This window comes from Firmicutes bacterium HGW-Firmicutes-1, from assembly GCA_002841625.1.
In the GTDB taxonomy this organism is placed as follows: Bacteria; Bacillota; Clostridia; order Lachnospirales; family Vallitaleaceae; genus HGW-1.
Genome location: PHAG01000001.1, coordinates 1 through 18,638, shown reverse-complemented (window position 1 = coordinate 18,638; position 18,638 = coordinate 1). Strand labels below are relative to the sequence as shown.

Sequence of the window (18,638 nt, the reverse complement as noted above, 5' to 3'; positions counted from 1 at the left end):
GTGTAATTATAAGCTACTGGAAGATATACAAAACGCCTCATTTGAGGCGTTTAAGTATGTCTTTTAGACACTTTTCAAATTTCTTATGCAGAACTTTTTTAGTAAAAAATAAATCTACATGGAGTTGGAACAATGTTAAAATATATTGGTAAACGATTGCTTATTTCAATAGTTACAATGCTCGTAATTTTATCGTTGTTATTTTTGTTATTGGAATTCATGCCAGGATCACCTTTCAATGATGAAAAATTGAATGAGCAACAAAAAGAATTATTATATGAAAAGTATGGATTGAATAAGCCAATGGCAGAAAGATTTGTAATCTATACAAAAAACATTTTCAAAGGAGACTTTGGAGTATCCTATACCATTGAAAAAAATGCTCCTGTTTCAAGAATGCTAAAAAGTAGAATGCCTATCTCTATGAGGTTAGGTTTACAAGCATTAATTTTTGGTTCGCTCATTGGTGTTGTTTTAGCTTCTATCGCAGCTGTGTATAAAAATTCAAAGTGGGATACCATGACAACAGTTTTTGCTGTTATTGGAATATCAATTCCTTCCTATGTATTTGCACTCGGTTTGAGTTATTTTTTGGGATATAAGCTAACGCTAGCAGGTTTTCCAATATTTCCGATGACTTATAATATTTACAAACCTATACAATCAAGTATATTACCAACGATTTCCTTATCTATGTTTGTAATTGCAACAGTTGCAAGATTTATGAGAACTGAACTGGTAGAGGTTTTAGGTTCTGATTATATTATGCTTGCAGAAGCAAAAGGCTTAACGCCAAAGAAGGTTATATTTAGACATTCTATTAGAAATGCATTAATTCCTGTTGTAACCGTACTTGGTCCATTAACTGTAGGGTTAATGACAGGTTCATTAGTTATTGAAAGAATCTTTGGAATACCAGGTATTGGAGACTTATTGGTAACAGCAATAAGTGTAAATGATTTTAATGTTGTTATTGCTATTTCTTTCTTTTATAGTTTGTTTTATATTATAATGGCTTTATTTATTGATGTTATATATGGTGTAATTGACCCTAGAATTCGTGTTGCTAAAGGAGGAGAATAATGAACCAGCTTGATCAAAAGTACGACAAAAAATCCTTTGAAAGAATTCTAAATAATGAAGATTTTCAAACTGATGTAGTTTATAAAGGTATTAGCTTCTGGAAAGATGTAAGATTAAGGTTTCGTCAGAACAGAGGTGCAGTAGTAGGCATTTTCTTAATCATTATGATTGCTTTTTTTGCATTTTTTGGTCCGTCAATGACAGCACATACGTATAGAAGTAAAGTCGATGAGCATATTAATCTACCTGCAAGAATTCAAGGTATAGAAAAGCTCGGTATATTTGATGGTAAGCAAAATGGCATAAATGTATATGAAGAACGAGGCTTAGAGGATGTTTATTATTGGTTTGGAACCGATACTTTAGGCAGAGATTTATGGACAAGAGTTTGGGTTGGCACAAGAGTATCGCTTTACATTGCTTTCCTTGCTGTAATTATTGATATGTTTATTGGAATGGGCTATGGTTTAGTTTCGGGATATGTTGGCGGTAGGCTAGACACCTTTATGCAACGTATTATTGAAGTGCTAAGCGGTATTCCGAACTTGGTTATTGTAACCTTATTTGTTATTGTGTTAAACCCCGGTATCATTTCCATTTCCTTGGCATTGGTTATCACAGGCTGGATTGGAATGAGTCGTGTTGTACGTTCACAAGTATTAAAGCTCAAAGAGCTCGATTTTATATTAGCTTCAAAGACATTAGGTGCTAAAACATCAACATTATTAGTTGTAGATTTACTTCCAAATATTTTTGGACAAGTAATCATAATGAGTATGTTTTCAATTCCAAGTGCGATATTTTATGAATCCTTTTTGGCGTTCATAGGTTTAGGTCTTCAACCACCATTGGCATCCTTAGGGGTTCTCATTAATGACGGATATAAGTCTATATTGGTGTATCCACACATTATTGTTTCACCAATAGTTGTGTTAGCAATATTAATGGTTAGCTTTAACTTAGTAGCTGATGGTATGCGTGATGCTTTAGATCCTAAAATGAAACAACAGTAGAGGTGGTGTATTATGGAAAAAATAATAGAAGTAAAAAATTTACATGTTTCTTTTAAAACCCACAATGGTACTGTTAAAGCCATCAGAGGTGTTGATTTTGATTTGTATAAAGGTGAAACCCTAGCTATTGTAGGAGAGAGTGGATCAGGCAAATCAGTAACAACGAAGGTACTTATGGGAATTTTAGCTAAAAATGGTATGATTGATGATGGCGAGGTTATTTATCAAGGCAAGGATTTAACCAAACTATCAAAAAAAGAAATGGTTGCAATTAGAGGCAAGGAAATTGCTATGATTTTTCAAGATCCAATGACCTCACTTAATCCGACTATGACGGTCGGATATCAAATTTCTGAAAGTTTAATTGAGCATCAAGGTTTAGATAAAAAAACCGCAAAAGTGAAAGCAGTTGAACTCATTGAGCTTGTTGGAATCATTGACCCAGAAAAGAGATATAAACAATATCCCCATCAATTAAGTGGTGGTATGAGACAACGTATCGTTATTGCAATTGCATTGGCATGTAATCCTAAGGTATTGATTGCAGATGAACCAACAACAGCCTTAGATGTTACAATACAAGCTCAAATATTAGAACTAATTAAAGAATTACAATCCAAAATCGGATTATCCATCATATTTATTACTCATGACTTAGGGGTAGTGGCAAATGTTGCTGATAGAATTGCAGTTATGTATGCAGGAAAAATAGTTGAATATGGCGATTCAGCCGAAGTGTTTTATGAGCCAAAACATCCTTATACCTGGGGGTTACTGGCTTCTGTTCCAGATATGGATGACAAAGAAAATGAATTGTATTCTATTCATGGTGCACCGCCGAATTTGCTATATCCTCCTAAAGGAGATGCATTTGCAGCTAGAAGTGAATTTGCTCTTAATATCGATTTAGAAGAGCAGCCACCGTTTTTCAAAATAACAGATACTCATTATGCAGCAACTTGGCTATTACATGAGGATGCTCCTAAAATCGAAATGCCCCAATCTTTATTTAAACGAATTGAAGAAATGAAGAAGGGAGTATTAAAAGATGGAAAATAATAAAGATATTATATTAGAAGTAAAAAATTTAAAACAACATTTTAATTTAGGAAAAAAGGGAATTGTAAAAGCTGTTGATGATATATCCTTTAATATTTATCGTGGAGAAACTTTCGGATTGGTTGGTGAAAGTGGTTCTGGAAAATCTACGACTGGTAGAAGTATTATAAGGCTTTATAATCCGACTAACGGTGAAGTGGTTTTTGAAAACAAGAAAATATCAGGACACATTGACAGGGAAACTGAAAAGATGCTTAGGACGAAAATGCAAATGATTTTTCAAGATCCTATGGCATCCTTAAATCCTAGGAAAAAAGTTATGGATATTATTGCGCAAGGATTAGATATACACAAACTTTATCAATCAGATGAAGAAAGAGAAGAAAAAGTGTATCAAATGCTTGAAATAGTAGGTTTGTCTAGAGAACATGCCCACAGATATCCTCATGAATTCAGTGGTGGACAAAGACAGAGAATTGGAATTGCAAGGGCTTTGATCGTTGAACCAACCTTTGTAATCGCAGACGAAGCAATTAGTGCACTTGATGTATCTATTCAAGCACAGGTTGTTAATTTGTTGAAACAGATTCAAAAGGACAGAGGACTCACCTTTATTTTTATTGCCCATGATTTATCTATGGTTAAATACATTAGTGATAGAATTGGGGTTATGCATTTAGGTAGAATAGTAGAGTTAGGTGATGCAGAAGATATATATAACAATCCTATTCATCCATATACAAAGTCCTTGTTATCAGCAATACCGCATCCCAATCCAATGTATGAAAGATATAGAAAAAGAAAACATTATGATAAGACAGGTATTGACTATGATGCTGCTGAGTTTATTGAAGTACAAAACAATCACTTTGTATTAGGAACAAAAAGTGAAATAGAATTGTGGAATAAGTAATTTATACATGGTATAATGAGATTCCTATAATGGGAGTATCAACAAATATGAATTAATATCTGTACTTTGTATAAATTGTGACATCGTTAATCTATAAAATATGACGATTTTGTGTTGACAAAAAGTTTTTATATCTGTATAATTACTTGTGGTTAAAGATATAACCGATTTTCTTAACCTATTGTTTTTACAGTAAAATATATTTGCAGAAGGAGTGATTGTTGTGCAAATAAATTTAACAAATATCTTTACAAATGATTTGCAATTTGCAAAGATAGAAAAAACAATTATCATTAAAGATATTCAATTCGGTAACGAAACAGCCCAAGTTCAAGATGATGTTTCTATCAATCTTGAATTAGAAAAAGTTGCAAATAATGAAATTTTAGTAAATGGTTTGGTCAAAACAATACTTATTTTAAATTGTGATAGATGTAATGAACCAACAAAATATCATTTAGAAGCTGATTTTTCTAAAGAAGTTAGGATTGATAAGGTTGTCGAAGATGAAGAAGCTTTTATGGAAGGCTATAATTTAGATTTAGAGAAGTTAGCTTTAAACGAAATATTTGTTAACTTTCCTATGAAGATGCTATGCAAGGAAGACTGTATGGGCATTTGCAAAACTTGTGGGACAAACTTAAATTTAGCTAGTTGTAATTGTGAAAATGACAATATTGACCTTAGATTTGCGGGATTAAAAGCCTTATATGATGAGAATTTTAAGGAGGTGTAAAGATAAATGGCAGTACCAAAACGCAAGGTATCCAAAGCAAGAAGAAACAGCCGTAGAGCAAACTGGAAACTAACTGCTCCTAACTTAGGAAAATGTAGTAAATGTGGAGCACTTGTTATGTCCCATAGAGTTTGTAAAGCTTGTGGCACATACAAAAATAAAGTAGTAATCGTAACAGAATAAGTATAAACATGAAAAGAATGCGTTCCCCAAAAGGTGACGCATTTTTAATGAGAAGGAATATGAACAATAAGTTAATAAATAAAAAAATATATATTGAAAAACAAGAAGAAATTTAGTATATTATCAGTATAAGACATTAAGGGGGCGAAACATGAACTACCTACGAGTAGCAGTTGATGCAATGGGAGGAGACCACGCTCCTAATTCTGTGGTGACAGGTTGTATAGAAGCAATTAATCATGAAAAAAACATACAGGTTTTATTAGTTGGAAAAGAAGCGCTAATAAAAGAGGAACTCAAAAAGCATAACTATAACAAGGAACAAGTAGTTGTTGTTAATGCAGATGAGATTATTGAGAATTGCGAGTCACCCGTTATGGCAATTAGACGTAAGAAAGACTCATCCATTGTAGTAGGACTAAGATTAGTGAAGGAACAACAAGCAGAAGCCTTTGTTTCAGCTGGTAGTACTGGTGCAGTACTTGCTGGAGGAACAATTATTGTTGGTAGAATTAAAGGTATTGAAAGACCGGCATTGGCTTCCTTTATTCCAAATGAAAAAGGTTTTACCTTGCTACTTGATTGTGGTGCAAATGTTGATTGTAAACCTTCACAGTTAGTTCAATTCGCACAAATGGGTTCTATTTATTATGAAAGTTTTATGAATAAAAAAATTCCAAGTATTGCTCTTGTTAATATAGGTGAGGAAGAAGAAAAAGGAAATAATCTTGCAAAAGAAACCTTTGCCTTATTAAAAGAAGAACCATCTATTCATTTTGTGGGTAATATAGAAGCAAGAGATATTTCAAAAGGAAATGTTGATGTTATAGTATGTGATGGTTTTGTTGGCAACATTATATTAAAATATACTGAAGGTTTTGCAATGTCCTTACTAGGTATGATTAAAAAAGCGATATTATCATCATTTGTTTCTAAAATTGGCGCGATTTTAATTAAGAGCTCATTGAAGAAAATGATGAAAACTTTAGATTATGCTGAGTATGGAGGAGCACCTTTATTAGGTCTTAATGGACTTGTTGTAAAAACCCACGGTAGTTCAGATTCAAAAGCCATGAAGAACACAATCCTTCAATGTAATACATTTTATAAAGAGAAAGTGAATGAAAAGATCAAGCAAAAATTAAGTTTATAATGCTTAGAGTATATAATGGGTTAAAAAAGGTTAATAATAGGTTGAACACAAAAAAAAGCGAATAATTTGAAAGGGGTATAAAAATATGGATAACAGCAAGTTGTTAGAAATTATTGCGAAATATGCCAATTATGATTCAGGAAAAATTAGTGAGGATATGAGTTTTGCCGATGATTTAGGAGTTGATTCATTGGATTTAGTTGATATTATTTCAGCATTAGAAGACGAGTTTAAAATTGAAATTACTGATGAGGATTTGGCTAAAGGTATTGAAACTGTTGGAAATGCGGTTGAATTGTTAAAAAGTAAAATAGAAGAAATAGAAGATTAATATAACAAGAGAGTTCAAAAGAACGCTCGGGCTGTCGACAAAAGCATTTTTTCAGATAGGTGTATACATTATTGGCAGTAAGTGTTCATTTTTCTGGCCTTACCCTTCGGCCGGTCAGGCGAAAAATGAACACTTACTGCCTTTCGTATTAATTTCGAAGAAAAAATGCTTTTATCTCTGTTTCGTTAATTGATAATTAATTAAATTGTCAACAACCTGAGCGTTCGAAAGAACGCCCAGGTTGTTTGTTTACATAAGATCGCAGATAGGTAACGAGAGTTATGATTTAACGCACCCAATTTTCTTGATTCTATGAAATGTATACATCAGAAATTAGAAAAGCGGCAGAAAGGTAACGAATGTTCTATTTATCACAGCCGATTTTCTTGATACTATGAAACGTATACATATGAATTTAGAAAAGTGGCAGATAGTAATGAAAGTTATGATTTAACATAGCCGATTTTCTTGTAGTTACCTTGTAGCTTTTAAATAAATATGTTATAATAAATTCCATGTTATGGAAGACGGTAGGACTATTAGAATATAATAAAGGTGGGAGTAATATGTTAGTTGAGTGTAACTTAGAGCAATTTCAAAACAATATCGGCTATCAATTTGAAAATATTAAATTACTTGAACAAGCGCTAGTACATAGTTCTTATGCAAATGAGAATAAAATGTCAAAAGAAGAGAATAATGAACGATTAGAATTTTTAGGAGATGCAGTTCTAGAAATAGTAACAAGCTATTATCTTTTTATAAAATATCCAGATATGTTAGAAGGTGAATTAACTAAACTTAGGGCGAGCATTGTATGCGAACCAACGCTAGCGAAATTTTCAAAAGAGATTCACTTAGGGGATTTCATCATGCTAGGAAAAGGTGAAGAAAATTCTGGAGGAAGAAATAGATCATCAGTATTGTCGGATACGATTGAAGCTTTGATTGGTGCAATCTATTTAGATGGGGGTCTTGAAGCAACTACAGAATTTGTGTATAACACTCTTTTAAAGGATGTTGAAAAGAAAAAGCTTTTTGTAGATAGCAAAACTCATTTACAAGAATTGATCCAAAAGGTAAGTGAAAAACCATTAGAGTATGTTGTTGTAACTGAAAGTGGACCAGATCATAATAAAATATTTGAGGTCGTTGTAAGACATAAGAATAAGGTAATAGGTCAAGGTTCAGGCAGAAGTAAAAAGGCTGCAGAGCAAGAGGCAGCCTCAGATGCAATAAAAAAATTGACATAGCAATGGATAGTGAACAATTTATAATTATACAATTACAGATCGTTCAATATATATTGTCATAATACGAAAGTTTAGTAAAATGAGCTGACATGTGTCAGCCCATTTTATAGAGCGGAAAAATGCGAGGATAAATAGATGTATTTAAAAAGCATTGATATGTATGGTTTTAAGTCTTTTGCTCAAAAGATGGTTTTTAAGTTTGATGAAGGCATAACAGCAATTGTTGGCCCTAACGGTAGTGGAAAAAGCAATATTGCCGATGCTGTTAGATGGGTTTTAGGTGAACAGAGCGCTAAGCTTCTTCGTGGTGCTAAAATGCAAGATGTTATTTTTGCCGGAACGGAAACAAGAAAACCACTAGGTTATTGTCAAGTTGATCTTACGATTGATAATCATGATATGAAAATGTTAATTGATTATTCGGAGGTAACGATTTCTAGACGTGTCTATCGTTCAGGTGAAAGTGAATATTCTATTAATGGTGTAGAATGTCGTTTGAAGGATGTTCATGAGCTATTTATGGATACAGGAGTTGGAAAAGAAGGTTATTCAATTATTGGACAAGGACAAATAGACAAAATATTGTCTTCAAAACCGGATGATAGAAGAGAGCTTTTTGATGAAGCAACTGGTATTGTTAAGTTCAAAAAAAGAAAGATGGTTGCTGAAAAAAACCTTGAAGAAGAAAAACAAAATCTTGTTAGAATAAATGATATTGTGAGAGAGTTACATGGTCAACAAGATGCACTTAAGGATCAAGCACTTGTAGCTAAACAATATTTAGAGCATAAAGAACATTTGAAGAAATATGAAGTTAATATTTTTATTAATGAATCGGAAAAACTAAATCAAAGCATTGATGAAATAACTGAAAAAGAAAATATTTCTAACGGACAAATAGAGGACCTTAGAGCTGGTAATGAAAAGATTAAGGAACAATATTCTAAGTTAGCCAATCACATAGAAAAGCTTGAAAATGAAATAGATGCAAAGAAAGAAATTGCTACTCATTTTGCAATAGATAAAGAGAAAAAAGAAAGTAGCATTGAACTGGTCAAAGAACAAATTTCTAACTTAAGTAAGAACTGTGAACGTATTCAAAACCTTAACGAAGAACTGGAATCAAAAAAAGAACGTGGTCAGGTTGAAAAAACAACTTACTTAGAAAGCTTAGATGATATAAAAACAAGTTGTAAAGAAAAAGAATCAGTCTTAGTTGAAAAGCAAGGTGAATTTGAAAAGTTTGGAGCAATTATATTAGAGGATGAGTTTAAGATTGAACAAATTCGTACGAATAGAATAGAACGCTTAAACGAAATTTCCAATGTTAAAACAAAAATTCAAAGATATCATACGATGCTTGAAAACGTTGAAGCTAGAAAAGCAACCTTAGATTTACGTGATAAAAATCTTGTTGAAACACATAATTCAAGGCTAATTGGCGTAAATGATTATCAGAATGAACTAGATATAACACTCATTAATCAACAGAAATTAGCACTAAAAAAAGACGATTTAAAAGGTACTTTAGCTAAAAAAGAAATTGAAATCTCAAAATATGAACAGCTAGTTAGAGGGAAAAGCGAACAATTACATACAACACAGTCAAAATTCAAAGCATTAAGTGAGATGTCAGATCACTATGAAGGCTATAGCTACAGTATTAAAAAGATAATGGAGATTAAAAAGAGTGGTGCTGTAGAAGCCAAAGGGGTTATGGGGGTTGTTGCAGATCTAATTGAAGTGAATAAAACTTATGAAACTGCAATTGAGATTGCACTAGGCGGCAGTGTTCAAAACATAGTAACTGATGATGAAACAACAGCAAAAAATTTAATTCAATATTTAAAAAACAACAAGTTTGGTAGAGCAACTTTCTTACCGATTGTAAGTGTTAAAAGCAAGGAAGTCTTTCACAGGCCCTTCTCAAAAAAAGAGGTTGGCTTTATTGGTTATGCTTCAGAATTGGTAAACTGTGAAAAACGTTTTTCTAATGTTATTGAATATTTATTAGGACGAGTTCTAGTAGTTGATAACATTGATCATGCTATTGGAATCGCTAAAAAGTATAATTATTCATTGAAAATAGTTACGCTTTCAGGAGACTTAATTCATCCAGGAGGTTCTTTAACTGGGGGAGCGCATAAAAATGGAAGCAATCAATTTCTATCAAGAAAGAATGATATTGAGAACTATGAAAAACAAATCAATATTTTTAGCAAAGAACTTGAAGATTTAAAAAAGCAATACATCTTATTAAGTGACGATTATACAAGTGATAAAAACGATATTGAAGCGATTACGAAACAAGAATATGAAGTGAATTTGAAAATAAATGAAATTTCTTTAAAACTTAAACAGTTAGAAAAAGAACAAGAGCAATTTAATGAAGAGAAAAAAGAAATTAAAATGGAACTAGATCAATTATATGGTCAAGAAGCACAAATTGTAAAAGCCACTTCAGAATTAGACCTCTTATTGGATGGTACTCAGGCCGAAAATACGACTGATGAAAGTTCGGTAAAGCAATTAACTGATGAAATCCAAGACAAGAAGAACCTTAAGGATCAACTTGCTGAAGAGCTTACAGTCATGAGAGTTGAAGTTTCAGCACTAAAGCAACAGCTTGAAAATACGGTAGAAAATACGACTAGAATGAGCAGAGATTTGTCTGAAATAAACAATCAAATTTCTCGAAATAAAGAAGAAATTCAAAAAAGTAATCAAGATATCAGTGAAAAGGAAAAAGCAATCCTTAGCTTTGAGCTGGAAATGAAGGAATTGGAAATCAAGCTCACAGAGGCACAAAAAGAAATAGAAGTGCGTCAAGCAAACAAGCAAAAAGTATTAGAAGAGCAACAAAACTTATATAAACTTCGTGAAGAACAAAATGAAAAAGTGAATCTCCTAGAAAAAGATATTCTTAGACTACAAAACACGAAAGAAAAATATGAACTCCAACGAGAAAATCAAATCGATTATATGTGGAATGAATATGAGCTAACCTATAACAATGCATTGTACTTAAAGGATGAAGAATTAGGTTCAGTAGCTAACTTAAAGAAAATGATAATGGAAATCAAAGGAAACATTAAAGAACTTGGAGATGTTAATGTCAATGCAATAGAAGAATTTAAGTCAGTATCAGAAAGATACAGCTTCCTTATGGATCAAAAGGAAGACCTACTTAGAGCAGAAGAGATGCTTAAAAAGGTTATTGAAGAGCTACATCAACAAATGATTGAACAATTTAAACTGAAATTTAAAGAGATTTCTATTAAATTTAATGAAGTATTTCGTGAATTATTTGGTGGCGGAAAGGCAATGCTTGAAATAGCTGTAGGTGAAGATATTTTAGAATCAGGTATCGAACTTATTGCTCAACCACCAGGAAAGAAATTGCAAAGCATGAACTTGCTTTCAGGTGGAGAAAAGGCTTTTACAGCAATTGCATTGCTATTTGCTATTCAAAGCTTGAAACCATCGCCATTTTGCGTATTAGATGAAATTGAAGCTGCCTTAGATGATTCAAATGTAACTAGATTTGCTAATTATCTTAAAAAGCTAGCTAAAAACACACAATTTATTATTATTACACATCGTAGAGGAACTATGGAAGCAGCTGATTCCCTATATGGTATTACAATGCAAGAGAAGGGTATTTCTACCCAAGTATCGGTTAAACTATTGGAAGATTCTATAGAAGATTAAGAAAGGAAATATTATGTCAGAAGAGAAAAAATCAGGGTTTTTTAGCAAGCTAGTAAGTGGCCTATCAAAAACAAAAGCCAATATGATAAATTCTGTTGAACAAGTATTTAGTGGGTTTACTAAAATTGATGATGAATTCTATGAAGAACTTGAAGAAGCGCTAATCATTGCAGATTTAGGTGTCAGTACTTCAGTTAAAATTATAGAAGACTTAAAAGTGAAAGTGAAAGAACAAAAAATCAAAGATCCTTCAGAAGTTCGAGGTTTATTAAAAGAAGAAATAGAAGAAATAATGACGATTAGTGAAGATGCATATGCTTTTACTCAAAAAAAATCCGTTATTTTAGTCATTGGGGTGAATGGTGTAGGCAAAACAACAACCATTGGAAAGCTTGCTCACCAATACAAACAAGACAAGAAAAAAGTTATAGTTGCTGCAGCCGATACCTTTAGAGCTGCTGCAATAGATCAATTAGCTGAATGGGCTAATCGTGCAAATGTAGAAATCATATCACAACAAGAAAATTCTGATCCAGGTGCAGTCGTTTATGATGCAGTTCAAGCAGCAAAAGCTAGAAACGTAGATCTACTTATTTGCGATACAGCAGGTCGACTTCACAACAAGAAAAACCTAATGGATGAACTTAAAAAAATCTTTAAGATTATTAATAGAGATTATGCAGAAGCACATAAAGAAGTACTTCTTGTACTTGATAGTACTACTGGTCAAAATGCACTCCAACAAGCAAAGTTGTTTAAAGAAGTCACAGAAATTACAGGCATTGTCCTTACTAAACTCGACGGAACAGCTAAAGGTGGCATAACGATCGCCATACAATCAGAGCTAGGCATCCCTGTCAAATATATTGGCGTAGGTGAAGGCATTGATGATCTACAGAAGTTTAATGCAAAAGATTTCGCTAATGCTTTATTTAGTGATCCAGAATCAATGGAAACAGAGGAAGTATAATTAATCTTGAATTGGAGGAACTCGAATGAAAGGTCAATTGAATGAAACTAATAAATTAAATGAAAGTAATATGTTTTATGGCTATTTATCATCACCAATGGGGAATATAGAAATTGAAGCTTGTGAAGATGCACTTATTAGCGTCTCCTTTGTTGATGATTCTACTTATGAAGAAAGCGATATACCAATCATTCAACAAGCTAAGACCGAGTTCTCAGAGTTTTTTGAAGGCAAAAGAAACATTTTTGATGTAAAATATAAATTATCAGGTACCGACTTTCAAATAGCAGTCTGGAAAGCTCTCACAGAAATTCCTTATGGTAAAACAGTATCCTACGGATATATCGCTCAAAAGGTCGGTAACCCAAAAGCTTCTAGGGCAGTTGGTGGTGCAAATAATAAAAATAAGCTAGCTATTATAGTGCCTTGTCATAGAGTTATTGGGGCAAACAACAAAATGGTTGGTTACGCTGGTGGCCTTTGGAGAAAAGAAGGTCTCTTACAAATTGAGTCTCAAAATAAGTTTTAAAGGAATGATTACTCATTTTGCATTTCATTGAATGTTTTTACAAAAGACATTAGATTTTCTTTGTATTCAATTGAATATATCGAGTCAATGTGGAATTTATCTGCTTGGAAAACAGATAGAATCAGTTTGCCGTCAGTAGAATTCTCATGAAACATTATTTTAGAAATTTTATTTAAGGGTATAAATGTCCATATTCCTCCATAATTGACCTTTCTATTATTTTTTTTATTATCTTCTTCAATGATAACTAGCTCAGTATTGGTTAAAATATGTACATGGGATGTTGTAATAATTCTATTGAATAATATGAAAAATTTATTTGCCATTGGTGGTTGAAATACCGTAGCTAGTATTGTGTTATTGCCAAGTTTACTTTGTTTTGCATAATTTTTAAATTTATAATTTAGATGATTAAAACAGTCATCGTTGAACATGTCTTCTTCTTTGAGATTTAATAGTTCCGCTTTAGAAGTAGAAGCTCGTAAATTTTCAACAATTCGTTCATATAAATAAAAAAACCTCTGCCTATTATGCAGAAGTCATCAATCTCTAATGAGATAATTAAGGTGGACATCATCACCTTGGAGTATTAACTTATATATTTAAATTAATCGATATTATTTGCTTTGTCAATGTTTTTTAAACTAGTTAGTTGATAAAACGATTTTTTAAAGGTTAAAATAAATATGGCAATAATTGAAAAGCTATGTTAGAATACTTGATGTATGTTATTAGGCGATGGAGTTCGCCTTTAAGTGCTGATTGCTAATGACTCCTACAAGGGCTATATGTTTTTGTTGGGGTTATTATTTTTTTGAATTAGGAGATGATTAATATAAGTAAGTATTTTTATATTGGTATAGGTGGAGCCTTAGGTGCGCTGCTTAGATTTTTAATTAAAGGTTACGATATAATAAGTTACAGAGAAAACATTCCATTAAATACTTTAATAATTAATATAAGTGGAAGCCTATTACTAGCTTTATTCCTAACAATTGCGTTTGAGATTTGGGAATTTGATGCCGATTTGAGAATGGGCATCACAACAGGGTTTTTAGGAGCGTATACAACCTTTTCATCATTATGTAAAGAAACGGTGGGCTTGATCAATGAAGGATATTATTTTTCGGCTATTTCCTATATTACGATTTCCACTTTTTTAGGACTAGCATTTGCATATTTGGGTGTTATCCTTGCACGAGAAGCGGTTGCCAAAATGCTTAGAAAAGGTAATTTAGAATAAGAAGGAGATATAAATGCAATATGTATTCATATGTATTGGCGGTGCGTTAGGAAGCGTATCTAGATATGCTTTAGGTAAGATGATTTCAGAAAAAACTAACACAACATTTCCAATAGGAACTTTTATTATAAATATTATGGGAGCGTTCTTGCTAGGAATAGTAAGCAATCAAAGACTCACCCAGAATGTAACTTTAATGTTAACAGACGGATTTTTAGGAGGTTTTACAACCTTTTCTACATTTATGTATGAAGGATTTAATTTGTTTCAAGAAAACGAAAAATTAAATGCCTTTACATATATAGGTGGAAGTTTAATATTGGGTATCATTGGATATGTTTTTGGGGTAAAATTTAGTCAATGATACTGAATCGCCACATTCGTTAAATTTTTATGATTAGATGTTAGTTATGCTATACATCTAGAGGATATTTCTTCAGGTTGATTAATTATTATAAAGGGGTGGATAAACATGAATTTAAGTGATGATTGCAAAATTTTAAAGATTTACATTAGTGAAGATTCTAGGCACAAAGGACACAATCTTTACCATGCATTAGTACTAAAATTTAAAGAAATGGGTATAGCCGGTGTCACAGTAACAAGGGGAATTGAGGGGTATGGACAAAATGGAAGGTTGCATTCAACTAGAATATTGGATTTGAGTTTGAGCTTACCTATTATCGTTGAAGTAATTGACATACCAGAAAGAATTGAAAAAGCAGTTTCAGTTGCAAAAGAGATGGTTAATGAAGGTTTGATGATGGTGACAGATGTTCATGTTATCAAATATGGGAAAGAACAGATGGAATCTAAGAATTAAACTGACCAATTTATTATTGCAGACATTAAAAAATAATGGTATACTACTTCAAAGGGATGAAGCTCCCCTTTGGAAAATCCGAAATGCTGATGACAGCTGATGGCTTCTACGTGAAAACCGTAGATGTTGTCAGCTTTTTTGTGCGTCTATTCCAGAGGAGACTTTTTCGACGTGTAAGGTTATTGTAGTAGTTGTTTGCTGGTTTAATCGAATGCGGAAGCTTTGTAACATTGACCAGTGTAAGCGTAGTGTTAGGACTGAATTTTATTAGCATATTATATGAATGAGAGGTGTTGTTATACCTATGACTTTCCACAGCGTACTATTTGAAAAAAATGAAAACAGAATAATATCCGAAACTCTTCAAGAACCTGATTTTTTTGTTAATTTAAATCTTGATCAGATTATTAACGCTATTACAGATAGGAAACAAGAATATAATCTGAAACCTTTTTTTTACACTGCCTTGAATAGTGTTGAAACAATCAAATATCGCCAAGAAATTATGCGAGATCTTGAAAATGAATCTTTATTTAATAGTATTAAATCATTTGCGCAAAAAATAAAAGAAATGCGACGATATGCTGATATTGTAGATAAGCTCAATTACAAATATCATAAGGAAGGATGGTTTTTGGAGGCGGTGGAAATTTATTGTGAGGCTATAAATTGTCTCGTAAATGATTTAAGCTTAACAGAATTAAAATCTCGAGGTCTACTGGCCTTTCGTGACTATATGAGGAACTATGCTGAATCCATTAATTTTACTACACTTCAGATGGAAACAAATAAGCTAAGAACAGATTTATCGACTGTAAAGTATTGCATTCTTATAAAAGGAACTTGTATCAAGGTTCGAAAATATGAAGAAGAGATTGATTATAGTATAGATGTGGTGCAAACCTTTGAAAAATTTAAACTAGGTGCGGTAAAAGATTACAAGGTTAAGTTTTCTCCTCGTTCGGGCATGAACCATGTTGAAGCAGGAATACTTGATCTAGTAGCTAAATTGTATCCGGATATATTTTTAAGGCTTGATAATTATTGCGAGAAAAATAGCAATTATCTTGATGAAACCACGAGTATTTTTGATAGGGAAATACAATTTTATGTTGCCTATTTAGAGTATATTTCGAAATTCAAAAGGGAGGGATTGAAATTCTGTTATCCTCAGATGTTTGATGAAAATAAAGAAGTTTATAATTATGCAGGATTTGATTTAGCTCTTGCTAATAAACTCATTACTCAAAGTTTGCCAATTGTATACAATGATTTTTATCTGAAAGACCAGGAGCGAATATTTGTAGTTTCTGGACCTAATCAGGGAGGGAAGACAACCTTTGCTCGTACATTTGGTCAGTTACATTATCTAGCCAGTATAGGTTGCGCCGTACCTGGTAGAGAAGCGCAACTCTTCTTGTTCGACAAACTGTTTACACATTTCGAAAAAGAGGAAAACATTACAAATCTAAATGGAAAACTACAAGATGATTTAATCAGAATTTATGATATTTTAAAGCAAGCCACACCCAATAGTATCATTATAATGAATGAAATTTTTACTTCTACAACATTAAAAGACGCTATTCTTTTGGGCAAAAGAATAATGGAAAAAATAGTGCAATTGGACTTGCTGTGTGTTTGCGTAACTTTTATAGATGAATTGGCTTCTTTTAGTGATAAAACTGTAAGTTTGGTCAGTACAATAGTTCCAGAAAGACCGGAAGTGAGAACCTATAAAATTGTAAGAAGTCGTGCTGACGGACTTTCCTACGCAATATCAATTGCTAAAAAACACCATGTTACATATGAATGTTTAAAGGAGCGCATAAAATAATGAAAGCTTTTCTTATGTATAAAGAACAGGACTTTGATTTGGAGCAGCAATTACCATCTAATGAACAAGCACTGACACAAGACCTAGAACTAAATACGTTGTTTAATGCCATGGCACTCGGTGATGATTTTTTATTCGAAGTAGCAAAAAAAGTTGCTTTGTTAAGTTTAAATGACCTTGAGGCAATACTTTATAGACAAAATATTCTTAAGGATTGTTTGGAAAATTCTTATGTTGTAAGAGACATATACGACATAGCGATAGAATCAACGGATACTAGGAAAAGGCATTACTATGGAATTTTTAGCTATTACCCTAATTCAATACTCCATAGTTCAATTGGAATGTTACAAATGCTCATGGAAATGCTGAAAAAGCTTAAAAGCATTGCTGACAAAACTGTCAATCAATTTGAGTCCGAAGGTTTTACAGCATTCTTTGATATGATAAAAAAGGAAATTGATGATGAATACCTTAATAGTTTACAAAGTCATCTAAGGGAACTAAAATTTCGCGAAGGAGTTTTAATCAGTGCTAAATTGGGAAAAGGAAATGAGGGTACCGGTTATATACTACGCAAGCCACAAGACAAATCCCATAGTTGGATGAAGCGGGTCTTTTCACCAAAACCGCCTATGTACTCTTTTTCTATTGGTAATCGTGATGAAAGTGGTATCAAGGCTTTGTCAGAATTAAGGGACAGAGGGGTTAATCTTGTAGCCAATGCACTCGCCCAATCCACAGATCATATTCTGAGTTTCTTTAACATGCTACGAAATGAATTGGCATTTTATGTAGGTTGTTTGAATTTGAATGAACAACTTGCTCAAATCGGAGAGCCAATTACGTTTCCATTGCCAGTAGCTCCCAATGAACGTGTACATTCCTTTAATGGATTATACGATGTTTGCCTGGCTTTAACAATGAAACAAAAAATTGTGGGTAATGATTTAAATGCAGATGATAAGGAACTAATTATGATAACTGGTGCCAATCAAGGTGGGAAATCGACTTTTTTGCGAAGTATTGGGTTATCACAACTAATGATGCAATGTGGTATGTTTGTACCAGCAGAGTTGTACTGTTCTAATATCTGTAAGGGCATTTTTACTCACTATAGACGTGAAGAAGATGTTACTATGAAAAGTGGGAAACTTGATGAAGAACTCGGTAGAATGAGTGATATAGTGGATACGATAACGTCAAATTCGATATTGCTGTTTAATGAATCATTTGCTGCTACAAACGAAAGAGAAGGTTCAGAGATAGCTCGGCAGATAACTTCTGCATTATTAGAAAAAAATATCAAAGTTTTTTTCGTTACTCATTTATATGATTTTGCACATAGTTTTTATGATAGAAAAATGGATAACGCTATTTTTCTGCGAGCTGAAAGACAAACCGACGGCGGACGAACTTTTAAAACAATCGAAGGTGAACCCTTGAAAACTAGTTATGGAGAAGATTTGTATGACAGGGTATTTAGAACAGAAAATTAAATTGATTCATTTTATATTCAGGGGAGTAAGATCGAAAATTATACATAGTAAACCATTAAAATTATATCCTAAAGATAAAGAACTATTAAAGGAAGTCATGATTGAAAATAAAAACAAGTCATTGAAATGGCAACGGAACTAATAAATTTATAATTGATGGAATTGTATTTGTTTAGATAGATATGAATTCCTTTTATTTTTTTCTGTCAATTATTTGTGAAAATGTCCCAATAAATCCAAAACATAAGCACCAGTTATAGTTGGTGCGCTGACTGTCGATAAAAGCATTTTTTCTGATAAGT

Annotated in this window: 18 protein-coding genes; 17 read left to right on the top strand and 1 reads right to left on the bottom strand. The window is 32.5% G+C overall.

Going from position 1 to position 18,638, the window contains the following annotated elements:
• Positions 1-132 precede the first annotated feature (132 nt).
• The 12 genes from CVU84_00090 to CVU84_00035 all read left to right on the top strand — a co-directional run bounded on the left by CVU84_00090 (position 133) and on the right by CVU84_00035 (position 12,934).
• Positions 133-1,083 (top strand): peptide ABC transporter permease, encoded by a 951-nt coding sequence (locus CVU84_00090; protein ID PKM96153.1) that lies wholly within the window; start codon positions 133-135, stop codon positions 1,081-1,083.
• Positions 1,083-2,096 (top strand): peptide ABC transporter permease, encoded by a 1,014-nt coding sequence (locus CVU84_00085; GenBank protein PKM96152.1) that lies wholly within the window; start codon positions 1,083-1,085, stop codon positions 2,094-2,096. The genes CVU84_00090 and CVU84_00085 overlap by 1 nt, the downstream gene beginning before the upstream one ends.
• Before the next feature lie 12 nt (positions 2,097-2,108).
• Complete coding sequence (locus CVU84_00080; protein ID PKM96151.1) at positions 2,109-3,155, top strand: peptide ABC transporter ATP-binding protein; 1,047 nt, start codon at positions 2,109-2,111, stop codon at positions 3,153-3,155.
• Complete coding sequence (locus tag CVU84_00075; protein PKM96150.1) at positions 3,145-4,068, top strand: peptide ABC transporter ATP-binding protein; 924 nt, start codon at positions 3,145-3,147, stop codon at positions 4,066-4,068. The genes CVU84_00080 and CVU84_00075 overlap by 11 nt, the downstream gene beginning before the upstream one ends.
• Before the next feature lie 199 nt (positions 4,069-4,267).
• Positions 4,268-4,804, top strand: coding sequence for a hypothetical protein (locus CVU84_00070; protein PKM96149.1), 537 nt, complete (start codon positions 4,268-4,270; stop codon positions 4,802-4,804).
• A 6-nt stretch (positions 4,805-4,810) separates the two neighbouring features.
• On the top strand, positions 4,811-4,987 hold the full coding sequence (locus CVU84_00065) for a 50S ribosomal protein L32 (GenBank protein PKM96148.1): 177 nt from the start codon (positions 4,811-4,813) through the stop codon (positions 4,985-4,987).
• A 151-nt stretch (positions 4,988-5,138) separates the two neighbouring features.
• Positions 5,139-6,140, top strand: a complete 1,002-nt coding sequence (locus CVU84_00060) for a phosphate acyltransferase (protein ID PKM96147.1) — start codon at positions 5,139-5,141, stop codon at positions 6,138-6,140.
• A gap of 85 nt (positions 6,141-6,225) precedes the next feature.
• Positions 6,226-6,471, top strand: coding sequence for an acyl carrier protein (locus CVU84_00055; GenBank protein ID PKM96146.1), 246 nt, complete (start codon positions 6,226-6,228; stop codon positions 6,469-6,471).
• A gap of 566 nt (positions 6,472-7,037) precedes the next feature.
• Complete coding sequence (locus CVU84_00050; GenBank protein ID PKM96145.1) at positions 7,038-7,724, top strand: ribonuclease III; 687 nt, start codon at positions 7,038-7,040, stop codon at positions 7,722-7,724.
• A gap of 135 nt (positions 7,725-7,859) precedes the next feature.
• Entirely contained in the window at positions 7,860-11,435 is a 3,576-nt protein-coding gene (gene smc, locus CVU84_00045) for a chromosome segregation protein SMC (protein PKM96144.1), read from the top strand.
• Positions 11,436-11,448: 13 nt separating this feature from the next.
• Positions 11,449-12,405, top strand: a complete 957-nt coding sequence (locus tag CVU84_00040) for a signal recognition particle-docking protein FtsY (GenBank protein ID PKM96143.1) — start codon at positions 11,449-11,451, stop codon at positions 12,403-12,405.
• 70 nt (positions 12,406-12,475) lie between these two features.
• Positions 12,476-12,934, top strand: a complete 459-nt coding sequence (locus CVU84_00035; protein ID PKM96491.1) for a cysteine methyltransferase — start codon at positions 12,476-12,478, stop codon at positions 12,932-12,934.
• Positions 12,935-12,942: 8 nt separating this feature from the next.
• Here the strand turns inward: CVU84_00035 and CVU84_00030 are convergent, their stop codons facing one another.
• On the bottom strand, positions 12,943-13,368 hold the full coding sequence (locus tag CVU84_00030) for a hypothetical protein (protein PKM96142.1): 426 nt from the start codon (positions 13,366-13,368) through the stop codon (positions 12,943-12,945).
• A gap of 401 nt (positions 13,369-13,769) precedes the next feature.
• Here CVU84_00030 and crcB point away from each other — a divergent pair, with 401 nt between their 5' ends.
• The 5 genes from crcB to CVU84_00005 all read left to right on the top strand — a co-directional run bounded on the left by crcB (position 13,770) and on the right by CVU84_00005 (position 18,336).
• Positions 13,770-14,177: a fluoride efflux transporter CrcB gene (gene crcB / locus CVU84_00025; GenBank protein ID PKM96490.1), complete on the top strand. Its 408-nt coding sequence runs from the start codon at positions 13,770-13,772 to the stop codon at positions 14,175-14,177.
• Between the two features lie 13 nt (positions 14,178-14,190).
• Positions 14,191-14,541: a fluoride efflux transporter CrcB gene (locus CVU84_00020; GenBank protein ID PKM96141.1), complete on the top strand. Its 351-nt coding sequence runs from the start codon at positions 14,191-14,193 to the stop codon at positions 14,539-14,541.
• A 108-nt stretch (positions 14,542-14,649) separates the two neighbouring features.
• The gene (locus CVU84_00015) at positions 14,650-15,000 is read left to right on the top strand and encodes a hypothetical protein (protein ID PKM96140.1); all 351 of its coding nucleotides are present in this window, start codon (positions 14,650-14,652) and stop codon (positions 14,998-15,000) included.
• A 304-nt stretch (positions 15,001-15,304) separates the two neighbouring features.
• Positions 15,305-16,837, top strand: a complete 1,533-nt coding sequence (locus CVU84_00010; protein PKM96139.1) for a DNA mismatch repair protein MutS — start codon at positions 15,305-15,307, stop codon at positions 16,835-16,837.
• The gene (locus tag CVU84_00005; protein ID PKM96138.1) at positions 16,837-18,336 is read left to right on the top strand and encodes a DNA mismatch repair protein MutS; all 1,500 of its coding nucleotides are present in this window, start codon (positions 16,837-16,839) and stop codon (positions 18,334-18,336) included. The genes CVU84_00010 and CVU84_00005 overlap by 1 nt, the downstream gene beginning before the upstream one ends.
• Positions 18,337-18,638 lie beyond the last annotated feature (302 nt).